Genomic DNA, 17,590 nt, shown 5'->3' with positions numbered 1-17,590 from the left:
GAAGCAATCCTCGTGTTGTCAAAAAAACTAGAGCCAAATTTCCGAACAAAAAGCCCATACATAGAACCCAAACAGCTAAATTACAAACACTCACTTTTTCAGTAATTAACACCGCTTAGAACTTAACCGAACCGTATTGATCCAGCACCAACCATGTCACTCTGTCAGTATCGGGGATGCGAACCCTTTGAACCTTCATTTACTTGGTTTATTTAATTTACGTTGTAGAATAGCAACATATTAAAATTATACGACGTACAGAATGACTAGTCAACATTGTTGTTGTTTACGTGGTAGAAATAAATAAATTAGCTAAATATAAGCGCGGAGTGTGGGTGGATGGATGATTCGGTGTAGGACGAATCGGCAACTCGCAGATAGCATCCAAAATGACCGAAAATAATTGAGTGCTATTCAAACCTTGAGGCGTAAATTTATCATGTCTCGTCTTTTCACAGCGTTCCGGCAGCGATTCTTGCGGAGTATCACTTTTGTAATATTGCTAACTTTGATTGGTAGTTTAATACTTCCTGGGGCTACTTGGGCTGCCTCTTCTGGTTTGGGAGTTGATAATGGTCATCTTAGTTCTTGTCCGGCTTCAAACAACTGTGTTGTGAGTCAAAACGCTGATTCCAAGCACGCCATTGATCCGATTCCTTATCATGTAGACCGCAATGCAGCGCGAGAAACCTTACTAAAAGTTCTCAGCGTTGTTCCTCGTACAGAGGTTATAGAACAGACAAATAATTACATCCATGCTCTTTCTAAAAGCCGTATCTTCAAATTTGTTGATGACGTAGAGTTTTATTTCCCTCCTGATGAGTCAGTAATTCATCTGCGCTCGGCATCTCGCGTGGGAGATTCGGATCTCGGTGTCAATCGCAGGCGTGTGGAGCAAATTCGGCTAGCTTTGCGTGATTTAAACATTTGACTGCCTCTGTTGTTTCAGTTGGCGAATGTGTAATCTCTCCCTCGCTGTAACCTAAGTCATACATACTCGCCGATTGAGACTCGTGTTCTGGTGGCACTTTGGGTTTTCCAGCCCAGGCATCAGATTTTCCTAAGTTAAACCAATCTTCATCAGTCATTTCAGAACTGAATGTGTTCTTTGTTGTTTTGTTCATTGATGCACCTGTGAGTGGCCAGGGTTTGGCTACGGCCATAATTTATGATGTTGGCACTACGGTTTTACCAAAAACCTGTACCTTGGGAAAGAATAAGTATAAAAGTGCCACCGCTCAAGTTTCCTCTAGGAAAATGATTGTAAAGGTTGTAGGCGATCGCTCTATTATTGCCCTATATGACTAAAACTAATTCAGAAATTTTAGAACAGCTAAAACGGGCAGCTGACGGCTTACTATTTATGAGTGAGTCTGAATACCCATTCTCAGTATTCTTATGGGAAATTACACCTCCAGCCACACCCCAAAAAGTTGTACAACACACAAATCATCCACAAAACACATCAGTTGAAACCATAGGGATTGATGATTTTTTTAAAGTAGCAACAACTCCCGAAGATTGGCATGGTGACGAAGAGAAAGCAACCGTAAAACGATTCCAAACTCTTGTGCAGACACTCAAAGAAAACCTGAGTAATTTGCAGGTATATCGCCTCGGCAACAAAGAGGTTGATGCTTATATTGTTGGTGATACCCCAGCAGGAAATTTAGCGGGGATTTCTACGAAAGTTGTAGAAACTTGAGTTGTTTACGAATCTACTTTGCTTTCAATAACTTCCTGAATATTTGGAGAAACATTCGAGAGGAAATCATAGCCTGTGATTTTTTCTAATTCATCAACACTGAGTTTGTAAGCTCTCCAGTCATTGTTTAATTCTTGCTCGTTGGGGATGTTCACTGCAATGACACGAGTGCTTGCAGTAATACCGTTAAGCTCAGAGCCAGGGCTATCTAGTACGACAACTATCTTCCAAGTAGTTTGAGGAACCGCCACCTTACCCTTAAGAGGTTCGCCAAGACTACCAAAAGGCCCAGCTACGATATACAGTTCCTTACCTTGTCTTACTAGCTCCCGACAATAATCTTCTAAATTCCCCCAAGTGTTCCGGTTGTTGTCCGGTGTCTGGGGCATCATGTTTGTCATTAAAAAGGTGGCGGTGTTATCTTCTACTGTCCGGGTGCGATCGCCCGATGGTGCAACATGCCCTCTGTCATATCCTGAACCAGAGTACATAGAAGGAGTCACCCTTAATAAACCAGCAGGCAAAGTGCTATCAGGGCGAAAGTTATTTTGGCGCTCTGCGTCCCCTAGCCATGACTTATTTAACTGCCAAGCTACCCAGTTGGGAGTTCCCTTGCTGTTGTTGTAGGAAAGTGCATATTGATTTTTTACCATTAAATAATTATCTGGAGTAATGCTCGTTGGAGTTGCGCCGCTGGGATTCCCCAACAGCAAGTGAGGGCTTATTGAGGGTTTGGCAGGTGTCCCAGTAAATACGGGTGTTGGCTGCGTTGTCCTTTGTACTGTTGGCATCTGAGTCTGAGCTGCTGATGAACATCCCAACAATGCAAGCAAAGTCAAACTAACAGCTACAAGACGAAAGCGGCCAATCATTAGCATAAATTTAAGCACTCTTAGAGATTTAATTATTACTTCACTATTTTGAGTGTATTTCCAGCCTTTCACTTAATTTTGCCTCTTTTCGTCACAATGGCAACTAGAAAATTCAAGCGCGATCGCACCCACACCATCGCACTTTGTTTCCTCTAAGAAAATCTGCCGACAGGCGATCGCTTTTCATCTATCATCAGTTTATTGCTATCAAAACTGATATCAAATGACTGACCAAAAGTCCTCACCAAGCGAAATGATTCGCGTCCCTACTGCTTTAATTCCAGTAGTACGCCGATTATCAAAACTGCATAGGCAGGGGCATACAATTGCCTTATTGCAAGGCTTAGAGGAATTAATATCTCAGTTTGATAGCAATATTGATATCGATGTTGCCCCAAGCAGTAAATCGGTTTTACAGCTAGAGAAGAAGCTGGAAACCAAGCTCGACGTAATAACCAAAAAGCTGGAACTCATAGAACGGGCGATGGCTTCTGGTAGATATAACACTACCAGACCTAGAAGACAAGCATATTCATATCAGCAATCTCAAGTTGAGTTGCAACCCAAGGCAAATGAAAATCTAGCTCAACGACTTGCCGTAAGTCCCCAAAGCCTTATTGCTGAAAGAGAAAACAAGAGCGCCCAAGAATTTATCAGTTGGACTCGTAACCGCGACCCGATGAGCGTGGGGTGGGAATGGAATGATAAACAAGGACTCTATTACCCAGTGAAATAATCATTACTGACAAAATAATCTCCTCTTCGTACTGCCCCATAGCTTGTATGTTAATGTGGCTTACCCAAAATGCTACATTTTTACCACAAAAAACCTAAAAGCCAGGGCGTTGGCTGCCGATAAATACTTGAGCAGGCAATACCCGCATATTTACTGCGCTATCGTAGAATATAAAAGCTTCCTGAAACATCACTTCCAGGAAGCTATATGTTTACGATCGCGTAACTCTTATTTCCCACATGGATGTTACTAATATTGAGGTTAGCTCCGTAGAGATTCTTTCTCCCAACCAAAGAAAAGTTGTAGCGCAAAATACCTCTGGGCAAGTAACTCCAGAATTGGTAGAGGAAGTAATTCGCCAATATTATTACCGCACGCCTGCGGTTGCTAATGATGATGAGTTAATTTTGGCTTGGGCTGGAAGCCAAAACCGCGAACAAACTAAGCGTAAATACTATAGTTTTGGTCAAAAATTACTTGATTGGGTACGTAATGAAGGTATACTCGATTTAAGATTAATTCAGCAGCCAAAGTTACTAGAGTTTATTGCTTCTTGGGGTGAGGTTTCCCCTTATACTAAATCAAACCAAGTGCTGATGTTGCGTTCGCTCTGGAGTTACGGGAGTGGAGAGAATGTTGGTTATTTTTTAAGGAATATTGCAAGTACCATAAATTACGACAATTTCAGTGATTTACCGAAGGCAGAGCGGTATTTAGAAGATTTAGAGATGAAGAAGCTAGCTGAAGCTGCCAAGCAGTTGGAGGGTAAGCACTGGCTGGTTTTTTGTCTGCTTTTTTATAGCGGTATGCGAGTTGGCGAACTAGGTAGAGTAACAGTTCCGGGTGATGAACCTGGGCTACCCAAGGAAGATTATCCGGGTTTATATTGGCATAATTTCCAGTGGTATCCCGATCCAACACCAGAGGATAGAAACCGGGGATACTATACGATTAAGTTTCGAGGCAAAGGTGGGAAGTACCGCGAGATAGGGTTAGACCATCAGACTTCGCTCGTTTTCAAGAAGTATCGGGGGATGGCTAGTGATAAGATGCCAGTGTTTCCCAATATGTCACCTGACCCGAAAAAGCGAGGATTGCCATTGAGCGATCGCGCGATTAAAGGATTGATTCAGGATATATCTGAGGTAGCGAAGGTTAAATTCTCGTGTCACTGGTTGCGTCATTCTCATGCAACGAGGGCGGTAGAAGTTAAACCACTTTTTGAGGTGCAAGACCAGTTGGGGCATATCAAGTCTGATACTACCAAGGGATATATTCGTCCTAAAAAAGATGCTGGGACGGGTACAGTACTGCCGAGGTTTTGATGAGTTGATACTTCAATAAATAATCGCACTTTTTACCTACCCTAATGCGATCGCTTTCACTTATGAGTACGCGAGTATGCAAGTACGCGAATACCCAATTAAGCGGTAAGGTCGAGCTAAGTACTGCGATTCTAACCACCGCAACAGCGCGATCGCACCCGTCCCACATTCCATCTCTTCTCATAAGCGACTTTTATTAGCGCTATCAGCCTTTTGGTGTCAAGTGCTGTTGACTATTCGTAACAATATTGTTAAATTTATTTACATAAATTAACAAACAAGAGAAACAACAATGTATACCACTGTTAATGAAAACGGCGTTCTCAACAATTACCCAACTGAACCCCAGGTATACTGCGCTGAGTACCCGGCAATTTGGGAACAACGTAACTACGTTATACAAGGTGCAATTGCAACTATGTTTGTTACCGCTCTAGTTTTGGTTGCTTTTGCGGTTAGCTAAGATTTTTCGACAACGGTATCGGTATCTCCCATCGACACAAAGGGCTTCTTAAGTGAACCTCGGTACTTAACGCCGGGGTTTTTTGTTGCTGTTGAATTTTAATTGCTGCGATCGCTTTCTCACTTTCCTCTAAGAAATTGCAGATGCCCAGCGCCAACGCACCACTGGACATCTGATTTAACTCATCCTACTTCTGTTGTTGATCTGGGGGAAGTTGACAAGCTCCCTTTTCAAACTGGTACTCAATTCCTAACCCTTTTAAATAAAAGTTCACAGGGTTGCAACCAGAGAATGCGGCGGCAACGATATGAGCGATCGCTACAAGGGCAAGGAATAAGTAAGCATACTTTCCAGGAGGCAAGTTTCCCTTTGGAAGTAGAGACGAGTTTTTCTTTTTTACGAACATAACTCTATGATGAAAGTGGTTTATATTGATGGCCTGGAGAGATTCCGGGCTTTTTTCTGTGAATAGAAACTGCAAACGCAAAAGCCCCAGACATAAAAAGCCTGGGGCATCCACATTGAATGCGCTATTAATGCTATTGCTTGCAAAATTGACAGAACGTTGCACTTTATTTAACCTCCTTGGGTTTAATCTAGGAGGCTGCCTTGAAGAGAGCGTTTGCAACAATTCCGGTAGCTAAAAGCTTAATTTTATGCTGCTTTATTTAACCGGGTATTCGTGCATACAACTCTGCATCACAGATTGCAACAGCAATTCGTGATAAGCTGTGGACATCTGCATATAAAATACAGTTATCCTTTGCTTCTTCAAGGCTAGCCCTGAAGTTAGGTTGAATGAACGAACACCTAAGCAGCTACGCGGTTCCTTTCCCTTTTTCCGTCCCCCTTCGTAACTTGCACATGTGTGCACATTTTTGTTTCCCTCATGCGTTGTGCGCTGCGCGGGCGTTCAAGTGTGAACCGTGACCCAAGGACGGGGAAAAGCAACCACGCATCAACTCTAGCAGATTTTCAACGTTTGAAGCAATTGGCACGAGTAAACTTTTCTGCAATCTCTTCCACTTGGGGATTTTCCAATACCTGGCACTGGTTCCAAGGTAAGCTCAATTGCCCTGGTGATGAATTCTTTTTATTCGCTGCCTTCTGTTTTACATTCATCCCGCCCAGTAACTTACTACCCCAGTGACTTAGGCTTGAGCACATTCTTCTAGTGTCTGTCCCAAAGACAAAAATGCTGGATGCCATTGAGTAAGTCCATCATCTGTCAACTTGTCGTGCATTCCATAGTTACTGAAGTCATAAAAAAATCCTTGCTGCATTCTGGCAGCTTTAGGGTTGGCGTGAATGTACCGCAGTGTGTTTAATGCCCTTTGATAGTCAGTATTCTCAAATGCACTGCTGTGATAACGCTTCTCCCAAAAGTGACCAGTACGTTTAAGCATTCGGTTGAAACACATAGCCGTGTACCAATTTAGCCAGTGCATGATTTTGGGTAAATCTTGACTGTGGGCTGGCTCAAGCAGATAGTGAATATGATTGCTCATAATGCACAGAGCATAGAGCTTAAATTTAAACTTATCTAATGCTTTTTTGATAGCAAAAAGAAACACCTCCCGACATTCTCGACGATTCAAGTAAAATTCGCGGTTATTGCAGCGGCTGGTGATGTGGTAGCAATATCCTGGTTGTATTTGACGAGGCTGACGAGGCATTAGTATTTGTCTGATTAGAAGCTGCGATCGCCCTTCATAGGGCATAACCAATGCTATCAGTCTTTTTCACATCAAGATTCTTAGAGGAAAAAAGGAGCGATCGCTACTGATTTAATTCTGCCCAGATTGATTTAATTCATCTTCATAAATAATAAATTTTCTTCTTCTCATTTCATCGAAACATTCTTCATGAAGTAAGCATAGCGTATCATCTGGTAATATTTTTAATATAATTCTAGTTAATTTTTCAATCATAAATTTAATCAATTATTCTGAAACCTTGTACAAGAGTATGAGTTAACCAACAAGTTTTTATCTGGCGAGTTGCAATCATTGCTTGAGTGTAATTTATGCAAAGATACCAATGTGTTTTTTGACTTGAGTTATTCCAAACTTTGAGTAGATACATTTTTTCTTAGAGGATGGGAGTTGGTAGAGCGATCGCTTTACAACTTGATTCTTGCAAATGTTTCTTGATTTTCAGTATGCCACGCTTGAAAATCATACCCATCATCAGTTTTTTGATAATCGTAATCCATATCTAAAGCTTCAGCCGCTTCAATAAATTACAAGAGCGTGTTACCACAATAATAAATTTCGTTACGCGCCATTGAATTTAAAATCATTTTCGCTGCATAACTTTGCTGAATTGATGCAAGCTGGCTTTGATGCTGCCAAGTTTGGCAAACTTTACAGCTATAGCCCCAGTCATATTTTAAATCCCTATAATGATGCGTTTTCATACCGCAATTGCGGCAGTACAATAACTTTGATAGGTCTAATGTGGTTGTCATTAGTATTAATAATTAATTGCTTATAAACTTAGTTTTCCCGATAGTAGATAGGCTGCGATCGCTGCCACTAAAATAATTATTCCCACAATCAAAAATGCTGCCCCAATTTCTGGAACTTCAAAAGTTAGCCCAGCTTCATTGAGGAAAATCACCTCTATACCCATTCGCCTAAAATCCCGCGCCACTCGTGCAGCCTGCTCATACTCACTTAGTTCTGTTGGTGCAAGCCCGACCACTACCCGGCGCTTCGGAAACATCCATAGCAGCTTAGGGCCATAAAAGGTGTAAAGTTCAGTCTGTGCTACAGCGTGAAAGATGTTGTCACGAGTCAACCACTTCTTAACCTCATATACAGTTAACCAAGTGGTGATGTCAATTCGTCTACTGGTTGACGGTGTTTTGATTACTAACTCATCAGGCGCGGCGAGAAACCACCATCTTTGTAACCGTTTTTGAATGAGCAGCTGTAAATCTCGCTCTGCCCAGTAATCAGGGAGGTAGCGATCGCAAAACTCCAAACTATTCATGGTTCACCCTTTTCTTAATCTCAATACCAGCATCAATAAGGATTGTGCGTAACCTTGCTCTAGCGCTGCGGTATCCGCTACTATCCCCGCTCTTGTAACCCCACACCCTCAAGATGAGGGCTTTTTGGTTCCTAACGGGTGGGTCATGGAAACAGTAGAGGTATCCTATCCAGTCCCGCTCCATTTGCCGAATTGCACCAAAGGGTGGAAGCTTCGCTGAAGGCTCAACGAACCTCATCAAACGTTCGTCGAACTCCTTACTAGGTTCTATCGAAATGGGTGTAAATGTTTGTGGTGTAGGAGTTTGAGCGAAAGACGCTCGATGACTCGCTACCGCTTCGCTATCGTCAAATGATTCGCTTTTCACTATCCGAAGGTTCGGGGGGTTCGGCGTGGGGTTCTGTGGAGGTTCGCCGCCCGGAGTATCGAAGGGAGCGATCGCGGCTGCGCTCAACTAACAATTTTTCTTAGAGGAAAAGAGCGATCGCGGTTTGGGGGTGCGATCGCTTTTATTTGTGGAGAGCGATCGCACCTAATCCCCTTTTCCTCTAAGAACTGCTTTTTGGAGCAGTGCAAGGCGATCGCCCACTTTGTGAGTATGTGGTTACTCAAGTATCCAAGTATTCAGAGACTTTGCACAGGGGAAAACATTACATTAGATAGGAACTGCGATCGCCCAAGCTCTTAACTAATGACACCAGAACAACGCTACGAGCTAGAAAAGGAATTTGTAACCATCCTTGCTAACTATGAAGGATGGGAAATCCAACCGGAATCAGTTCACTCAAGAGCAGAAACAGACCCAAAGGCAAAGCGTTGGTTTGAATTAGCTAGAAAGCTGCTTGATGCAGTTGAGCAGGCAATTTCTTAGAGGAAAAAGGCGATCGCACTGGTCGCCTTATTTATCGCATCCTTTACATTTCCTCTAAGAAAAAGAATTTATTTGAATATTTGAGTTTTTAAGTACGCAAAAACCTAAAATTAACCTTTGCTGCTGTAGGCGTAGCGATCACTCCCCAGAACTATGTAGCGGACAAACATATACTACAATTGTATTATCAATATTAATCTTAATTACAAATACTACAAACTTCGATGATAAGCAGATTCTCCTCAACCATTAGTAGCGCGATGCATTGCCGATCTAGTAAGGGTTTAGGCAGAGTGTTCGTGCTGTTTGCGTTTGAGGAAGCATATCGGTTTTTGGCCGGTAAATCTGCAAGTGTTGGCATTTTTGGAGCGATTGCCACATGGCTGAATCCAGATCAATTCATCCAGAGCGGGAGGTGCAAGTGTTTTATAGCACCAATATAGGGCAAAAAGTATCAACGAAGAGACCCCCGCTCCTGATGACCAGAGGCGGGGGTTATTTTTTAGGAGCGAATCAACGTATGGAACCTCAGCAGCAAAGTCAGCAACCACACATACTAAAAAATTCAGTTGTAGTGTTCTCTAAAAACCATAGTTACAGAGGGCAATACCGCGATTACATAACACTGCCCTCTTACTTCTAAAAAAAGTTTGTAGTACGCCCTTGACACTTTGTAATACACTATGTAGTATAAATGTAGTGGAAGATTACAGCCTCCCAAAAAGGCACAGAGCTAACACTATCAGAACCATGAAAACTGAATAATTGCCACTCAATGTGGGGGTGTAGCTTAGTCTGGTTTAAAGCAGTCGCCTGTCGAGCGAAAGAACGTGGGTTCAAATCCCATCATCCCCGCTTTGTAGCCTTGTGGACAAATAGACAAGTCGCTTTGATTCTCAGTCATAGAGTTGCGGGTGCAACTCCCGTCAAGGCTTCTAGATGTGTCCGAGTAGCCAAGTGGGAAGGCGTTGATCTGCAAAATCAATCATCGTGGGTTCAATCCCCACCTCGGACTCCAAACGTTGCAGCGTCACCTAACGGCAAGGTACTCGGCTCATAACCGAGCATATACGGGTTCAACTCCCGTCGCTGCTACCAAATGCACAGATGGTGTAACGGCAGCACCAGGGTCTCCAAAACCTTGGGTCAGGGTTCAAATCCTTGTCTGTGCGTTGTCGTGTCCTGACCGAAAAAGCTTACATACTCGCCTAATGGTAAGGCAACTGTCTCTTAAACAGTCTATGCAGGTTCAATTCCTGTGTGTGAATCAACAGCTTTTTCAACTTACACGGCATACATGGTGCAGAAGCGAAGTGGCCGAGCGGCACGTCTTTCAAGCGTGTAATTAGCGGGTTCGAGTCCCGTCTGCACTGCCTCATGGGTCGGTATCCAAGTCCGGTTGAAGGAAGCCGTCTGTAAAACGGATGCCTGTGTGCCCCGTAGGTTCAAATCCTACCCGGCCCATCATGGAGAGATTGCTATTGGCAGGGCAAGCTGTTTGCTAAACAGTCGTGGGATTCCTCATTCCACTGTGGGTTCAACTCCCTCTCTCTCCGCTTTATGAGAACGTAGTGTAATTGGATAACACGTCAGTCTACGAAACTGAAAAGTGAAGGTTCAAGTCCTTCCGTTCTCGTCTTATCCCCTGGTAGCTCAGTTTTGGTAGAGAGCGCTGGTCTGAAAAATCAGAGGTCGTCGGTTCGATTCCGACCTGGGGGACTGGCACATTGCCTCATAGCTCAATGGCAGAGCGACGCGCTGTTAACGCGGGGGTTGTAGGTTCAAGTCCTACTGGGGCAGCCATTCATTGCCGAGTGGACGAATTGGTAGAGTCACCTGTCTCTGAAACAGGAGTGTGTAGGTTCAAACCCTACCTCGGCAGCCAATTATTGCCCTGTGGTGTAACTGGCAACATCCCTACCTTTGAAGTAGGAGATTCCAGGTTCAAATCCTGGCGGGGCAGCCAAATTACGCTCCTGTAGCCCAATTGGAAGAGGCGGCTGTCTCAAAAACAGTCTGTGTGTGGGTTCAAATCCCACCGGGAGTACCAAATTATGCTGCTGTAACCCAACTGGAAGAGGTGCTGGTCTTAGAAACCAGAGGTTGTGGGTTCAACTCCCACCAGCAGTATTATCCGGGTGTGGTGTAGCTTGGCAGCACTCCTGTTTTGGGAACAGGCGGTTGTAGGTTCAAATCCTACCACTCGGATTCGAGGGTCGTTAGCTCAATGGCTAGAGTTCCCGCCTTTTAAGCGGAGCGATCGGAGTTCGAGTCTCTGGCGACCCACCAAAACTTGGGCGTTTGGCAGAACGGTTATGCTCCTGATTCTTAATCAGGTTGACACAGGTTCAACTCCTGTTGCCAGCTTAACGCGATCGTGGTGTAAAGGCAGCATCAGAGTCTTCCAAACTCACGGTACGAGTTCGAGTCTCGTCGATCGCTTGGAACCATATAGGTTCTTAAATGCGGATGTGGTGTAAGGGCAACATCGGAGTATGCCAAGCTCCAGATGCGAGTTCAACTCTCGTCGTCCGCTCTTTTAGCTCTGTAGCTCAATGGTGGAGCAACTGTCCTATAAACAGAGGGTTACAGGTTCAAATCCTGTCAGGGCTACCAATTTATGGGAGTGTCGCCTAATGGATAAGGCATCAGTCTTCTAAACTGACTCATGTAGGTTCAAATCCTACCGCTCCTGCCACATGGGGTCATAGCTCTAAGTGGCGCTTAGCGCCTGTCTTGCACACAGGAGGTTAGGGGTTCAAATCCCCTTGGCTCCACTCTTGGTGTCTGAAGCCAAAGTGGTCGCGGCGCTGGTTTGTGGAACCAATCATTAGGGAGTTCAAGCCTCCTCAGACACCCCTTCAAGGAAGATGCTGCTAAATGGTTGGCAACCGGTCTAGAAAACCGGGGTGGGGTAACACCCAGGAGTTCGATTCTTCCATCTTCCGCCTTCCACCAGAAGCCGAAAAGTGAGGCACCGTGCTGATAACGCGGCAACAGGAGGGGCAGTACCTCTCTGGTGGACTCTCCAGTAAGAAGCAAACATTAGATAGGCAACAACTGCTGCCATTCCTTCAGTTTTTTGCTCTTTAATACTGCCAATTTTAGCTACAAATGAATTAAACAGAGCGACAACGAGCGATAAACTGCTCCCACATCTTTTGGTCACAGTTAAAAGATGCTAGCTTCCTGTTATTCCCTGTTTGGCTCATACCTTGACTGTATCTAGGTAATATCTAGGTTGATTTGAAACTACTGCTGCCCTTTGACCCGTTCAGCCATATTGATAACTACCTAGACAATATCATGATAAGCGTACCTGAGTGCAGCGCGATCGCTTAAATTAAATGCAGACCCATATGAGTATGTATCAATTTCCACAATATTGCTGGCGTTGTGCCCTAGTAGTGCTTCTAGCATTAACTCTATATGGATGGGGTATGGAGCCAGCACAGGCGCTACTGCGTCAACATCATGATTCCCCCAGTGTCTTGCGCTACCATTCGCAAGTATCTATCAAAGATGAATTTGGATATGCTTGGCAAATTCCTTAGAGCAATTCTCCACAGGTGAGGATGAAAGCTTGCAGATTTTGTTATCAATATGAACACACTACTCGAAAAGAAAGAGTGTTAGAGCCTTTTCTCGCGTATTCCCAACCGCGATTTGCAGAACGACAGGAACTAGGAGGTTCCTTCCATGAACCACCACGTATTACATATTTAGGTAGATTATTATTATTTTCTTGCCAAACGCTTCCATCTAAGGGTGCTCCCTCATAGTTTTCATGCCAAGAATCTGCACACCACTCCCAGACATTACCGTGCATATCATATAAACCAAAGTTGTTAGTAACTTGAAAATTTCCCACTGGCGTTGTTTTCTCGCGATATTCTCCTTTGTGACCATTGTTATAGATAACACTGCCTTTATAATTTGCTAAAGCAGTGGAAATTGTCTCACCAAAGTGAAACGGGGTTATTCTTCCTGACCGACAGGCATATTCCCACTCGGCTTCACTCGGCAGTCTAAATTTTCGTCCTGTATACTGGCAAATACGGACAAAAAACTCTTGTATATCGTACCAATTTACACACTCGACAGGAAGATTAGCACCTTTAAAACCGGATGGATCTGATTTGATCTCACGCTCAACCTTTGGCAGGGATGCAACTGCTTGCCACTGCGCCTGCGTTACTGAATACTTTCCCATTAGGAATGAAGCAACAGTCACTTCATGTTGGGGGTGTTCCCTATCACTTGATGTTTCCTCTTTGGAAGTTGCTCCCATCAGAAATGTACCACCTAAAATTTCTACTATTTCTAAAAATGTTCCATTACCTAAATTTATCTTCTCTGTAGGTGGAGCTTCTACTAGACGAATTGACTCAACTCCGTCCTTAATCTCTCCAATAAGAATTGGAATGTCTTGCCCAATCTGTTTAAGGGCTTTAGCTGCCTCTATACGAACTTTGAAAACTTCATTATCATTTTCCAACGCTTTACGTAGACGAGGAATTGCTGCGGTAGCATTTTTGCTCATCGCTCCTAAGTCAGCAGCAGCACGAGCACGGTACTCTGCCTCTGGTGCGGAAAGGTCATTAACTAACATCTTCATCCGCTGTTTTCGTTGTGCTTCCCGGATGACCTCTGGCTTTAAATCTGTCTTGTAAAGCAATTGCTCAATTATGCTGTCTGGTATATTAAATTCTTTTTTCTTTATTTCACAGCAGTCCCATAATGCTAGTAAAAAACCTTTATTCACTTGCAAATTCTCTAATTTTTGTTCGATATCTTCTAAAAGTTTTGTCCAAGCGGCAATATTATCCTTATATTTGTTAACTAGGTATAACCCAGCCAAATATTCTGCTAGCGGGTCTAAAGTAATGCGTATTTTATCTGGTTCAATCTTTTGTACCAGTTTTAAAGAGGCTTCCAAGTAGTTTAAACGGGTGTGATGGCTATCATTAGGGTCAATTTCAGCAAGAAAAGCTAGAGCAGCTGTTCGTGGAATTGGAGTAGGACGGTAAGTTTGCTCTAAACACTTCCAAGACACAGCTTCAGCATCACGATGGACTGCTATCTGTTTCTCAGGTTCTACATCAGGAGTGAGTTGATTCAAGTAGCTCAATATTAGTTCTGGGATATTTTCTGGCAGTTCTCCCGTCTCCTCCTGCGTAGCAATCATCTGCTCAGCATAAAGTTTTGCTAGCAGAATAGTGATGTTACGCTGCCCTACCATACGGTTTAGGCGCAGACAAGCATTTAAAAATTCTTCGTCATCAAAGCGATCTCGTCTCGCACGCAACTTTAAGTATTCACCCAAAAATTCGGAAATCCGCTCACCTTCAACCCGCATGGGTTTGAGTATGAATTTACTCATTCCTCGAAGTTCCTCTTCTAGCCGCGATGTGACAACTAGAGCATTAATAATTGGAAATTCGGCTAGGGAAAAAAGAATTTTATCGTGACTAGCCTTCTCCATCTCAGAGAAGCGATCTAAAATCACCAAAATGCGTCGTTGTTGGAGTAGGCTTTTTAAATATTCGTTGCTGATTTCTTCATCTCCAGTATTGGTTAGGTCTTGTAGTTGCTTACGAATAACCTCTAGCAGGGTTTCATTTTCTTGGAACTCTCTGTCAATTAGCACAGGTAAAAGCCGATGATTGGCCAACTTCCCTTGCATCCCCCAACGAGCAATCTGACAAGCTAAGCTTGTTTTTCCTGCACCACCTTCTCCCTGAATGAGTAAGTAAAACTGTTGATTTTTCTGCATCCGCTGCTGTAAGGCATCTTGAAGCGGTTTGTGTTCAGCTTCTTGTGCTGGGACTGTAGATGTATCCTCATTAATGTTGTGTAGTAGTGGAATGAGGGTTTTGCCATCAAGGGTAACAGGTAGGGGAACGTAGGTTTCAATATCTCGCTTAACTATTTCTTTATCGAAAAATTCCTGTTGTACGGAGTCTAAATGTTTTTTTACCCATTCATCTAGTACTCTGGGGCGATACTTGAATAATAAAACCTTTTGTAGTTGTACTTCGAGGTTGACAAAAGGTAGTTTGACACTTTGGGACTGTAATACTTTATCCAGTTGCAGCAACCACAATGGACGAATAGCAAAGATGCCCAAGTAACCCAATCCAACTAATGGCAACCATATCCAACTATTTTTATTGACCCACTGAACACTACGGTAAAGTGTTCTTGCTTGCAACTGTACAACCTTAGTTTTAAGTCCATTTCGAGTCAATCGCAGTTCTTGCTGTTCCTGTTTTTGATTAGCCCATTCTTTCGGATTGTCTTTTAGGTGACTCAGAGCCTTTTCCATGTGTTGCTTGAGCACCTCTAGTTCTTGGGCTGTACCCAAGTCTAGCTCAGACAGGGTATTGGCTCGCTGCTGAGCCGATCTGCCAATCGCGATTAAGGCACGGACTGCGTTGCTGCGAACTGCTTTATCATCATCACTTAGTGCTTCTACAAGGTCAGGAACAGCCTTCTGTGCTGACCAGCCAATTTTTCCTAAAGCATAGGCTGTATTGCCACGGGTTGCAGCATTACTATTACTAAGGGCTTCTGCCAAGAATGGAACCCCAAATTCCCCACACTGCACTACAGCTTCACGAGCAGATTTGAGCGTTTTGTCATCTTTGAACTGTTCTATCTTGGCACGAATTTTTACCTGAGTGCAATCTTGTGCTTGAACGTTACTGCTAAATAATAACGGTAGTGACAAACTCACAATTACAGCCTTGAGCCAGCGAACCATATATTTAATAAATTTCAATTCCCTTGATTGTACTCATACTAATTATTGTTATGTATTACTTCAATGAAGAGAAATCGTAGCCGTGACAAGTTCCTACTCCAGCCAAGTTAGAGCAGTCAAGCTTCCTGGGCAACCTAACAGAAGTATAGAAGTATCATAGCCCTTATAATTAATGTCCAAAAAGCTCCTGATAAACCCAGGTTTCTTACTTATCTGTACAGCAATCATTGCCCTTATCCCTACACTTGACTCCAGAATTAGAGAATCAGTTATTGAGGCTGCGGTAGATGCCACTTCAAAATATACAATTCCTATGTCTGAGAATTGGACAGTAGTATCGGTTACTGATGGCGACACTATCATAGTGGGACAAGGAAATAAGAGGAAAAAAATCCGGTTTTGTGGGATTGATGCAGTCGAGAAGCAACAAAATCTAGGGTCACAAGCCAAATCTTACCTGCGAGCGCTCATTGATAAGGGGAACGGCACTGTTACGATTACTCCCATCGAACAAGATAGGTATGGGAGAACGGTTGCTGAAGTGTTTGTACAACCGCGATCGGGAACGCCGGGATACCAAAGCGAAGAAGAGATATTTTTAAACGGTGAAATGGTCAGGGCTGGATTTGCACAACACTATACCCGCTACAGTGGCAACTGTCCAAATAAGGGAGTGATAGAACATTGACATCCTCTCCAGCCTAAAGGCGTGGAGATTCCAATAGTCACAGCAGATGGCGATCGCAAACTGTGCTGGGGTGTGGAATGACCCCAAGGCAGTACCTCCTTGGGAATTTAGAAAGCGAGAGCGTTAAAGTAGAGGTAATTGATGTAATTAGCTTCTGTCTCACCTAAAACTCTCAAAATCTATTTTGTTAGTAAGCGATCGCAACCAATCCCCCAGAACCAAAAAAGCTAGTTGATGTAGTAGTGTGCGATCGCCCATTAGCGCGTCTTTTGTCTTAAGCCGAGCTTCCGCTTTCTCCAATCATGACAGCAGCTGCAATTAAATGTGCCAAACGTAAAGCTTCTGGCACTTTCCCACAGTCAGTTAAGCGTTGAAGCGCTCCAGCTACTACAGCAGGTTCTTCACCGCTAACTTGGAAGAAAAAGGGTGAGTAATCATAAATCGTACCAGCAAGCTGCAAAAGTTTCTGTCGCTGTTGCAAGTCTGGCAGATGACTCATCGCTTCTTCAACAGCAACCAAATCAGGTTGGCGGCGCATCAGGGTGACGCAAGGTAATTGCAGACGGTCAGCTAATTCTGGAAGATTGACAAGGTTAAACCCACCAAACCCAATTCCATCTAAAAGCAAGATATGTAGTTGTGGTAGAAACTTCCTTCCAATCAACAACTTGCAAATGACTTCTGTCGCATCGAAACCATCTTGTTGTACTTCGCCCCACACCATACCTTCAAATCGAGTTCCTGCACATACCACCCCAGCTATAGATACATTGCCATCAGCACCCCGAATAAAAGGGGCATCATCGAAGCCAATAACGCGAATAGTACGATTGAGTTTCAGTAGAGATTCAAGTTTCATTAAGCTGTTGTTTGGTGGTTAAATTAGCATAAAATCATTGCAATCGCACAATCCAAACGCTTGAGCGATCGCCTACTTTGTGAGTATGCGGATACTCAAGTATCCAAGTATTCAGAGACGAATGTCACGCTCGAAAACGTGAAACTCTTGCTATGGCTGGGTGTAGGGGTATAGGGGTGTGGGGTGTAGGGGAAGAGTGTTGCTTTGCGAGTCTGATTAGTTGGTTTTAATTCTTTTCCTTACACCCCTACACCCCTACACCCTTACACCCAAAAGCCAACCAAATTAAGGATTTGCGCTTTACAAGC

At 43.6% G+C, this 17,590-nt stretch carries 21 protein-coding genes and 24 tRNA genes; 33 read left to right on the top strand and 12 right to left on the bottom strand.

Going from position 1 to position 17,590, the window contains the following annotated elements:
- Positions 1 to 439 precede the first annotated feature (439 nt).
- From RMY31_RS00335 to RMY31_RS00325, 3 genes are all read left to right on the top strand, one after another.
- Positions 440 to 931, top strand: coding sequence for a DUF1499 domain-containing protein (locus RMY31_RS00335; protein WP_322666330.1), 492 nt, complete (start codon positions 440 to 442; stop codon positions 929 to 931).
- A 98-nt stretch (positions 932 to 1,029) separates the two neighbouring features.
- Positions 1,030 to 1,308 (top strand): hypothetical protein, encoded by a 279-nt coding sequence (locus tag RMY31_RS00330; RefSeq protein WP_322666325.1) that lies wholly within the window; start codon positions 1,030 to 1,032, stop codon positions 1,306 to 1,308.
- A complete protein-coding gene (locus tag RMY31_RS00325; RefSeq protein ID WP_322666323.1) occupies positions 1,301 to 1,705 on the top strand; it encodes a nuclease A inhibitor family protein in 405 nt (134 codons plus the stop codon). The genes RMY31_RS00330 and RMY31_RS00325 overlap by 8 nt, the downstream gene beginning before the upstream one ends.
- A gap of 5 nt (positions 1,706 to 1,710) precedes the next feature.
- Here the strand turns inward: RMY31_RS00325 and RMY31_RS00320 are convergent, their stop codons facing one another.
- Positions 1,711 to 2,583 (bottom strand): DNA/RNA non-specific endonuclease, encoded by an 873-nt coding sequence (locus RMY31_RS00320; RefSeq protein WP_322666321.1) that lies wholly within the window; start codon positions 2,581 to 2,583, stop codon positions 1,711 to 1,713.
- Positions 2,584 to 2,800: 217 nt separating this feature from the next.
- On the opposite strand from RMY31_RS00320, the gene RMY31_RS00315 reads away from it, so the two are divergent.
- The 3 genes from RMY31_RS00315 (at position 2,801) to psb34 (ending at position 5,101) form a co-directional block, all read left to right on the top strand.
- Complete coding sequence (locus RMY31_RS00315; RefSeq protein WP_322666320.1) at positions 2,801 to 3,313, top strand: hypothetical protein; 513 nt, start codon at positions 2,801 to 2,803, stop codon at positions 3,311 to 3,313.
- 239 nt (positions 3,314 to 3,552) lie between these two features.
- On the top strand, positions 3,553 to 4,638 hold the full coding sequence (locus tag RMY31_RS00310) for a site-specific integrase (protein ID WP_322666318.1): 1,086 nt from the start codon (positions 3,553 to 3,555) through the stop codon (positions 4,636 to 4,638).
- A gap of 292 nt (positions 4,639 to 4,930) precedes the next feature.
- Entirely contained in the window at positions 4,931 to 5,101 is a 171-nt protein-coding gene (gene psb34, locus RMY31_RS00305; RefSeq protein WP_322666316.1) for a photosystem II assembly protein Psb34, read from the top strand.
- Here the strand turns inward: psb34 and RMY31_RS00300 are convergent.
- The 9 genes from RMY31_RS00300 to RMY31_RS00260 form a co-directional block, all read right to left on the bottom strand.
- Positions 5,094 to 5,273 (bottom strand): hypothetical protein, encoded by a 180-nt coding sequence (locus RMY31_RS00300; RefSeq protein WP_322666314.1) that lies wholly within the window; start codon positions 5,271 to 5,273, stop codon positions 5,094 to 5,096. The genes psb34 and RMY31_RS00300 overlap by 8 nt on opposite strands.
- A gap of 15 nt (positions 5,274 to 5,288) precedes the next feature.
- Positions 5,289 to 5,507, bottom strand: coding sequence for a hypothetical protein (locus tag RMY31_RS00295; protein ID WP_322666312.1), 219 nt, complete (start codon positions 5,505 to 5,507; stop codon positions 5,289 to 5,291).
- Between the two features lie 569 nt (positions 5,508 to 6,076).
- A complete protein-coding gene (locus RMY31_RS00290; protein ID WP_409877024.1) occupies positions 6,077 to 6,223 on the bottom strand; it encodes a hypothetical protein in 147 nt (48 codons plus the stop codon).
- A gap of 29 nt (positions 6,224 to 6,252) precedes the next feature.
- Positions 6,253 to 6,777, bottom strand: coding sequence for a transposase (locus RMY31_RS00285; RefSeq protein WP_322666310.1), 525 nt, complete (start codon positions 6,775 to 6,777; stop codon positions 6,253 to 6,255).
- Positions 6,778 to 6,888: 111 nt separating this feature from the next.
- Positions 6,889 to 7,032, bottom strand: a complete 144-nt coding sequence (locus RMY31_RS00280; protein WP_409877023.1) for a hypothetical protein — start codon at positions 7,030 to 7,032, stop codon at positions 6,889 to 6,891.
- Positions 7,033 to 7,343: 311 nt separating this feature from the next.
- Complete coding sequence (locus RMY31_RS00275; protein ID WP_409877022.1) at positions 7,344 to 7,571, bottom strand: hypothetical protein; 228 nt, start codon at positions 7,569 to 7,571, stop codon at positions 7,344 to 7,346.
- A 20-nt stretch (positions 7,572 to 7,591) separates the two neighbouring features.
- Positions 7,592 to 8,098 (bottom strand): hypothetical protein, encoded by a 507-nt coding sequence (locus RMY31_RS00270; protein WP_322666308.1) that lies wholly within the window; start codon positions 8,096 to 8,098, stop codon positions 7,592 to 7,594.
- Positions 8,091 to 8,552 carry a hypothetical protein gene (locus RMY31_RS00265; protein ID WP_322666306.1) on the bottom strand — a complete coding sequence of 154 codons (462 nt, stop codon included), beginning with the start codon at positions 8,550 to 8,552 and terminating at the stop codon, positions 8,091 to 8,093. The genes RMY31_RS00270 and RMY31_RS00265 overlap by 8 nt, the downstream gene beginning before the upstream one ends.
- Entirely contained in the window at positions 8,549 to 8,710 is a 162-nt protein-coding gene (locus RMY31_RS00260) for a hypothetical protein (RefSeq protein WP_322666304.1), read from the bottom strand. The genes RMY31_RS00265 and RMY31_RS00260 overlap by 4 nt, the downstream gene beginning before the upstream one ends.
- A gap of 79 nt (positions 8,711 to 8,789) precedes the next feature.
- On the opposite strand from RMY31_RS00260, the gene RMY31_RS00255 reads away from it, so the two are divergent.
- The 26 genes from RMY31_RS00255 to RMY31_RS00130 all read left to right on the top strand — a co-directional run bounded on the left by RMY31_RS00255 (position 8,790) and on the right by RMY31_RS00130 (position 12,523).
- A complete protein-coding gene (locus RMY31_RS00255) occupies positions 8,790 to 8,969 on the top strand; it encodes a hypothetical protein (protein ID WP_322666303.1) in 180 nt (59 codons plus the stop codon).
- A 779-nt stretch (positions 8,970 to 9,748) separates the two neighbouring features.
- Positions 9,749 to 9,824, top strand: a tRNA-Asp gene (locus tag RMY31_RS00250).
- Positions 9,825 to 9,912: 88 nt separating this feature from the next.
- Positions 9,913 to 9,987: transfer RNA gene (locus RMY31_RS00245), tRNA-Cys, on the top strand.
- Between the two features lie 5 nt (positions 9,988 to 9,992).
- Positions 9,993 to 10,067, top strand: a tRNA-Ile gene (locus RMY31_RS00240).
- A gap of 3 nt (positions 10,068 to 10,070) precedes the next feature.
- Positions 10,071 to 10,141, top strand: a tRNA-Trp gene (locus tag RMY31_RS00235).
- A gap of 25 nt (positions 10,142 to 10,166) precedes the next feature.
- Positions 10,167 to 10,234: transfer RNA gene (locus RMY31_RS00230), tRNA-Lys, on the top strand.
- 34 nt (positions 10,235 to 10,268) lie between these two features.
- Positions 10,269 to 10,342 (top strand) — tRNA-Glu (locus tag RMY31_RS00225).
- A 6-nt stretch (positions 10,343 to 10,348) separates the two neighbouring features.
- A tRNA-Tyr gene (locus RMY31_RS00220) sits at positions 10,349 to 10,433 on the top strand.
- Positions 10,434 to 10,437: 4 nt separating this feature from the next.
- Positions 10,438 to 10,525, top strand: a tRNA-Ser gene (locus RMY31_RS00215).
- 6 nt (positions 10,526 to 10,531) lie between these two features.
- Positions 10,532 to 10,605, top strand: a tRNA-Arg gene (locus RMY31_RS00210).
- 6 nt (positions 10,606 to 10,611) lie between these two features.
- A tRNA-Phe gene (locus RMY31_RS00205) sits at positions 10,612 to 10,688 on the top strand.
- A 9-nt stretch (positions 10,689 to 10,697) separates the two neighbouring features.
- Positions 10,698 to 10,772, top strand: a tRNA-Asn gene (locus tag RMY31_RS00200).
- A 5-nt stretch (positions 10,773 to 10,777) separates the two neighbouring features.
- Positions 10,778 to 10,854 (top strand) — tRNA-Gln (locus RMY31_RS00195).
- 5 nt (positions 10,855 to 10,859) lie between these two features.
- Positions 10,860 to 10,935, top strand: a tRNA-Gln gene (locus tag RMY31_RS00190).
- Positions 10,936 to 10,941: 6 nt separating this feature from the next.
- Positions 10,942 to 11,019: transfer RNA gene (locus tag RMY31_RS00185), tRNA-Leu, on the top strand.
- Between the two features lie 6 nt (positions 11,020 to 11,025).
- A tRNA-Leu gene (locus RMY31_RS00180) sits at positions 11,026 to 11,099 on the top strand.
- A 4-nt stretch (positions 11,100 to 11,103) separates the two neighbouring features.
- Positions 11,104 to 11,177: transfer RNA gene (locus RMY31_RS00175), tRNA-Pro, on the top strand.
- A 5-nt stretch (positions 11,178 to 11,182) separates the two neighbouring features.
- Positions 11,183 to 11,258: transfer RNA gene (locus tag RMY31_RS00170), tRNA-Lys, on the top strand.
- 7 nt (positions 11,259 to 11,265) lie between these two features.
- Positions 11,266 to 11,333: transfer RNA gene (locus RMY31_RS00165), tRNA-Lys, on the top strand.
- 7 nt (positions 11,334 to 11,340) lie between these two features.
- Positions 11,341 to 11,411, top strand: a tRNA-Gly gene (locus RMY31_RS00160).
- Between the two features lie 23 nt (positions 11,412 to 11,434).
- Positions 11,435 to 11,505 (top strand) — tRNA-Gly (locus RMY31_RS00155).
- Positions 11,506 to 11,510: 5 nt separating this feature from the next.
- Positions 11,511 to 11,585 (top strand) — tRNA-Ile (locus RMY31_RS00150).
- 6 nt (positions 11,586 to 11,591) lie between these two features.
- Positions 11,592 to 11,667 (top strand) — tRNA-Arg (locus tag RMY31_RS00145).
- 3 nt (positions 11,668 to 11,670) lie between these two features.
- Positions 11,671 to 11,746, top strand: a tRNA-Ala gene (locus RMY31_RS00140).
- Between the two features lie 88 nt (positions 11,747 to 11,834).
- Positions 11,835 to 11,917: transfer RNA gene (locus tag RMY31_RS00135), tRNA-Ser, on the top strand.
- 411 nt (positions 11,918 to 12,328) lie between these two features.
- Entirely contained in the window at positions 12,329 to 12,523 is a 195-nt protein-coding gene (locus RMY31_RS00130; RefSeq protein ID WP_322666301.1) for a hypothetical protein, read from the top strand.
- A 44-nt stretch (positions 12,524 to 12,567) separates the two neighbouring features.
- Here the strand turns inward: RMY31_RS00130 and RMY31_RS00125 are convergent, their stop codons facing one another.
- Positions 12,568 to 15,735 carry an SUMF1/EgtB/PvdO family nonheme iron enzyme gene (locus RMY31_RS00125; RefSeq protein WP_322666299.1) on the bottom strand — a complete coding sequence of 1,056 codons (3,168 nt, stop codon included), beginning with the start codon at positions 15,733 to 15,735 and terminating at the stop codon, positions 12,568 to 12,570.
- Positions 15,736 to 15,907: 172 nt separating this feature from the next.
- Here RMY31_RS00125 and RMY31_RS00120 point away from each other — a divergent pair, with 172 nt between their 5' ends.
- Complete coding sequence (locus tag RMY31_RS00120) at positions 15,908 to 16,423, top strand: thermonuclease family protein (protein WP_409877021.1); 516 nt, start codon at positions 15,908 to 15,910, stop codon at positions 16,421 to 16,423.
- 274 nt (positions 16,424 to 16,697) lie between these two features.
- On the opposite strand, the gene RMY31_RS00115 is transcribed toward RMY31_RS00120, so the two are convergent.
- Positions 16,698 to 17,282 carry a DUF99 family protein gene (locus RMY31_RS00115; protein ID WP_322666295.1) on the bottom strand — a complete coding sequence of 195 codons (585 nt, stop codon included), beginning with the start codon at positions 17,280 to 17,282 and terminating at the stop codon, positions 16,698 to 16,700.
- Positions 17,283 to 17,590 lie beyond the last annotated feature (308 nt).

The sequence above is a fragment of the Dendronalium sp. ChiSLP03b genome, from assembly GCF_034531165.2.
Classification (GTDB): domain Bacteria; phylum Cyanobacteriota; class Cyanobacteriia; order Cyanobacteriales; family Nostocaceae; genus Dendronalium; species Dendronalium minutum.
Note: the sequence above shows the minus strand (reverse complement) of the source record. Positions and strands in the feature narration are given on the sequence as shown.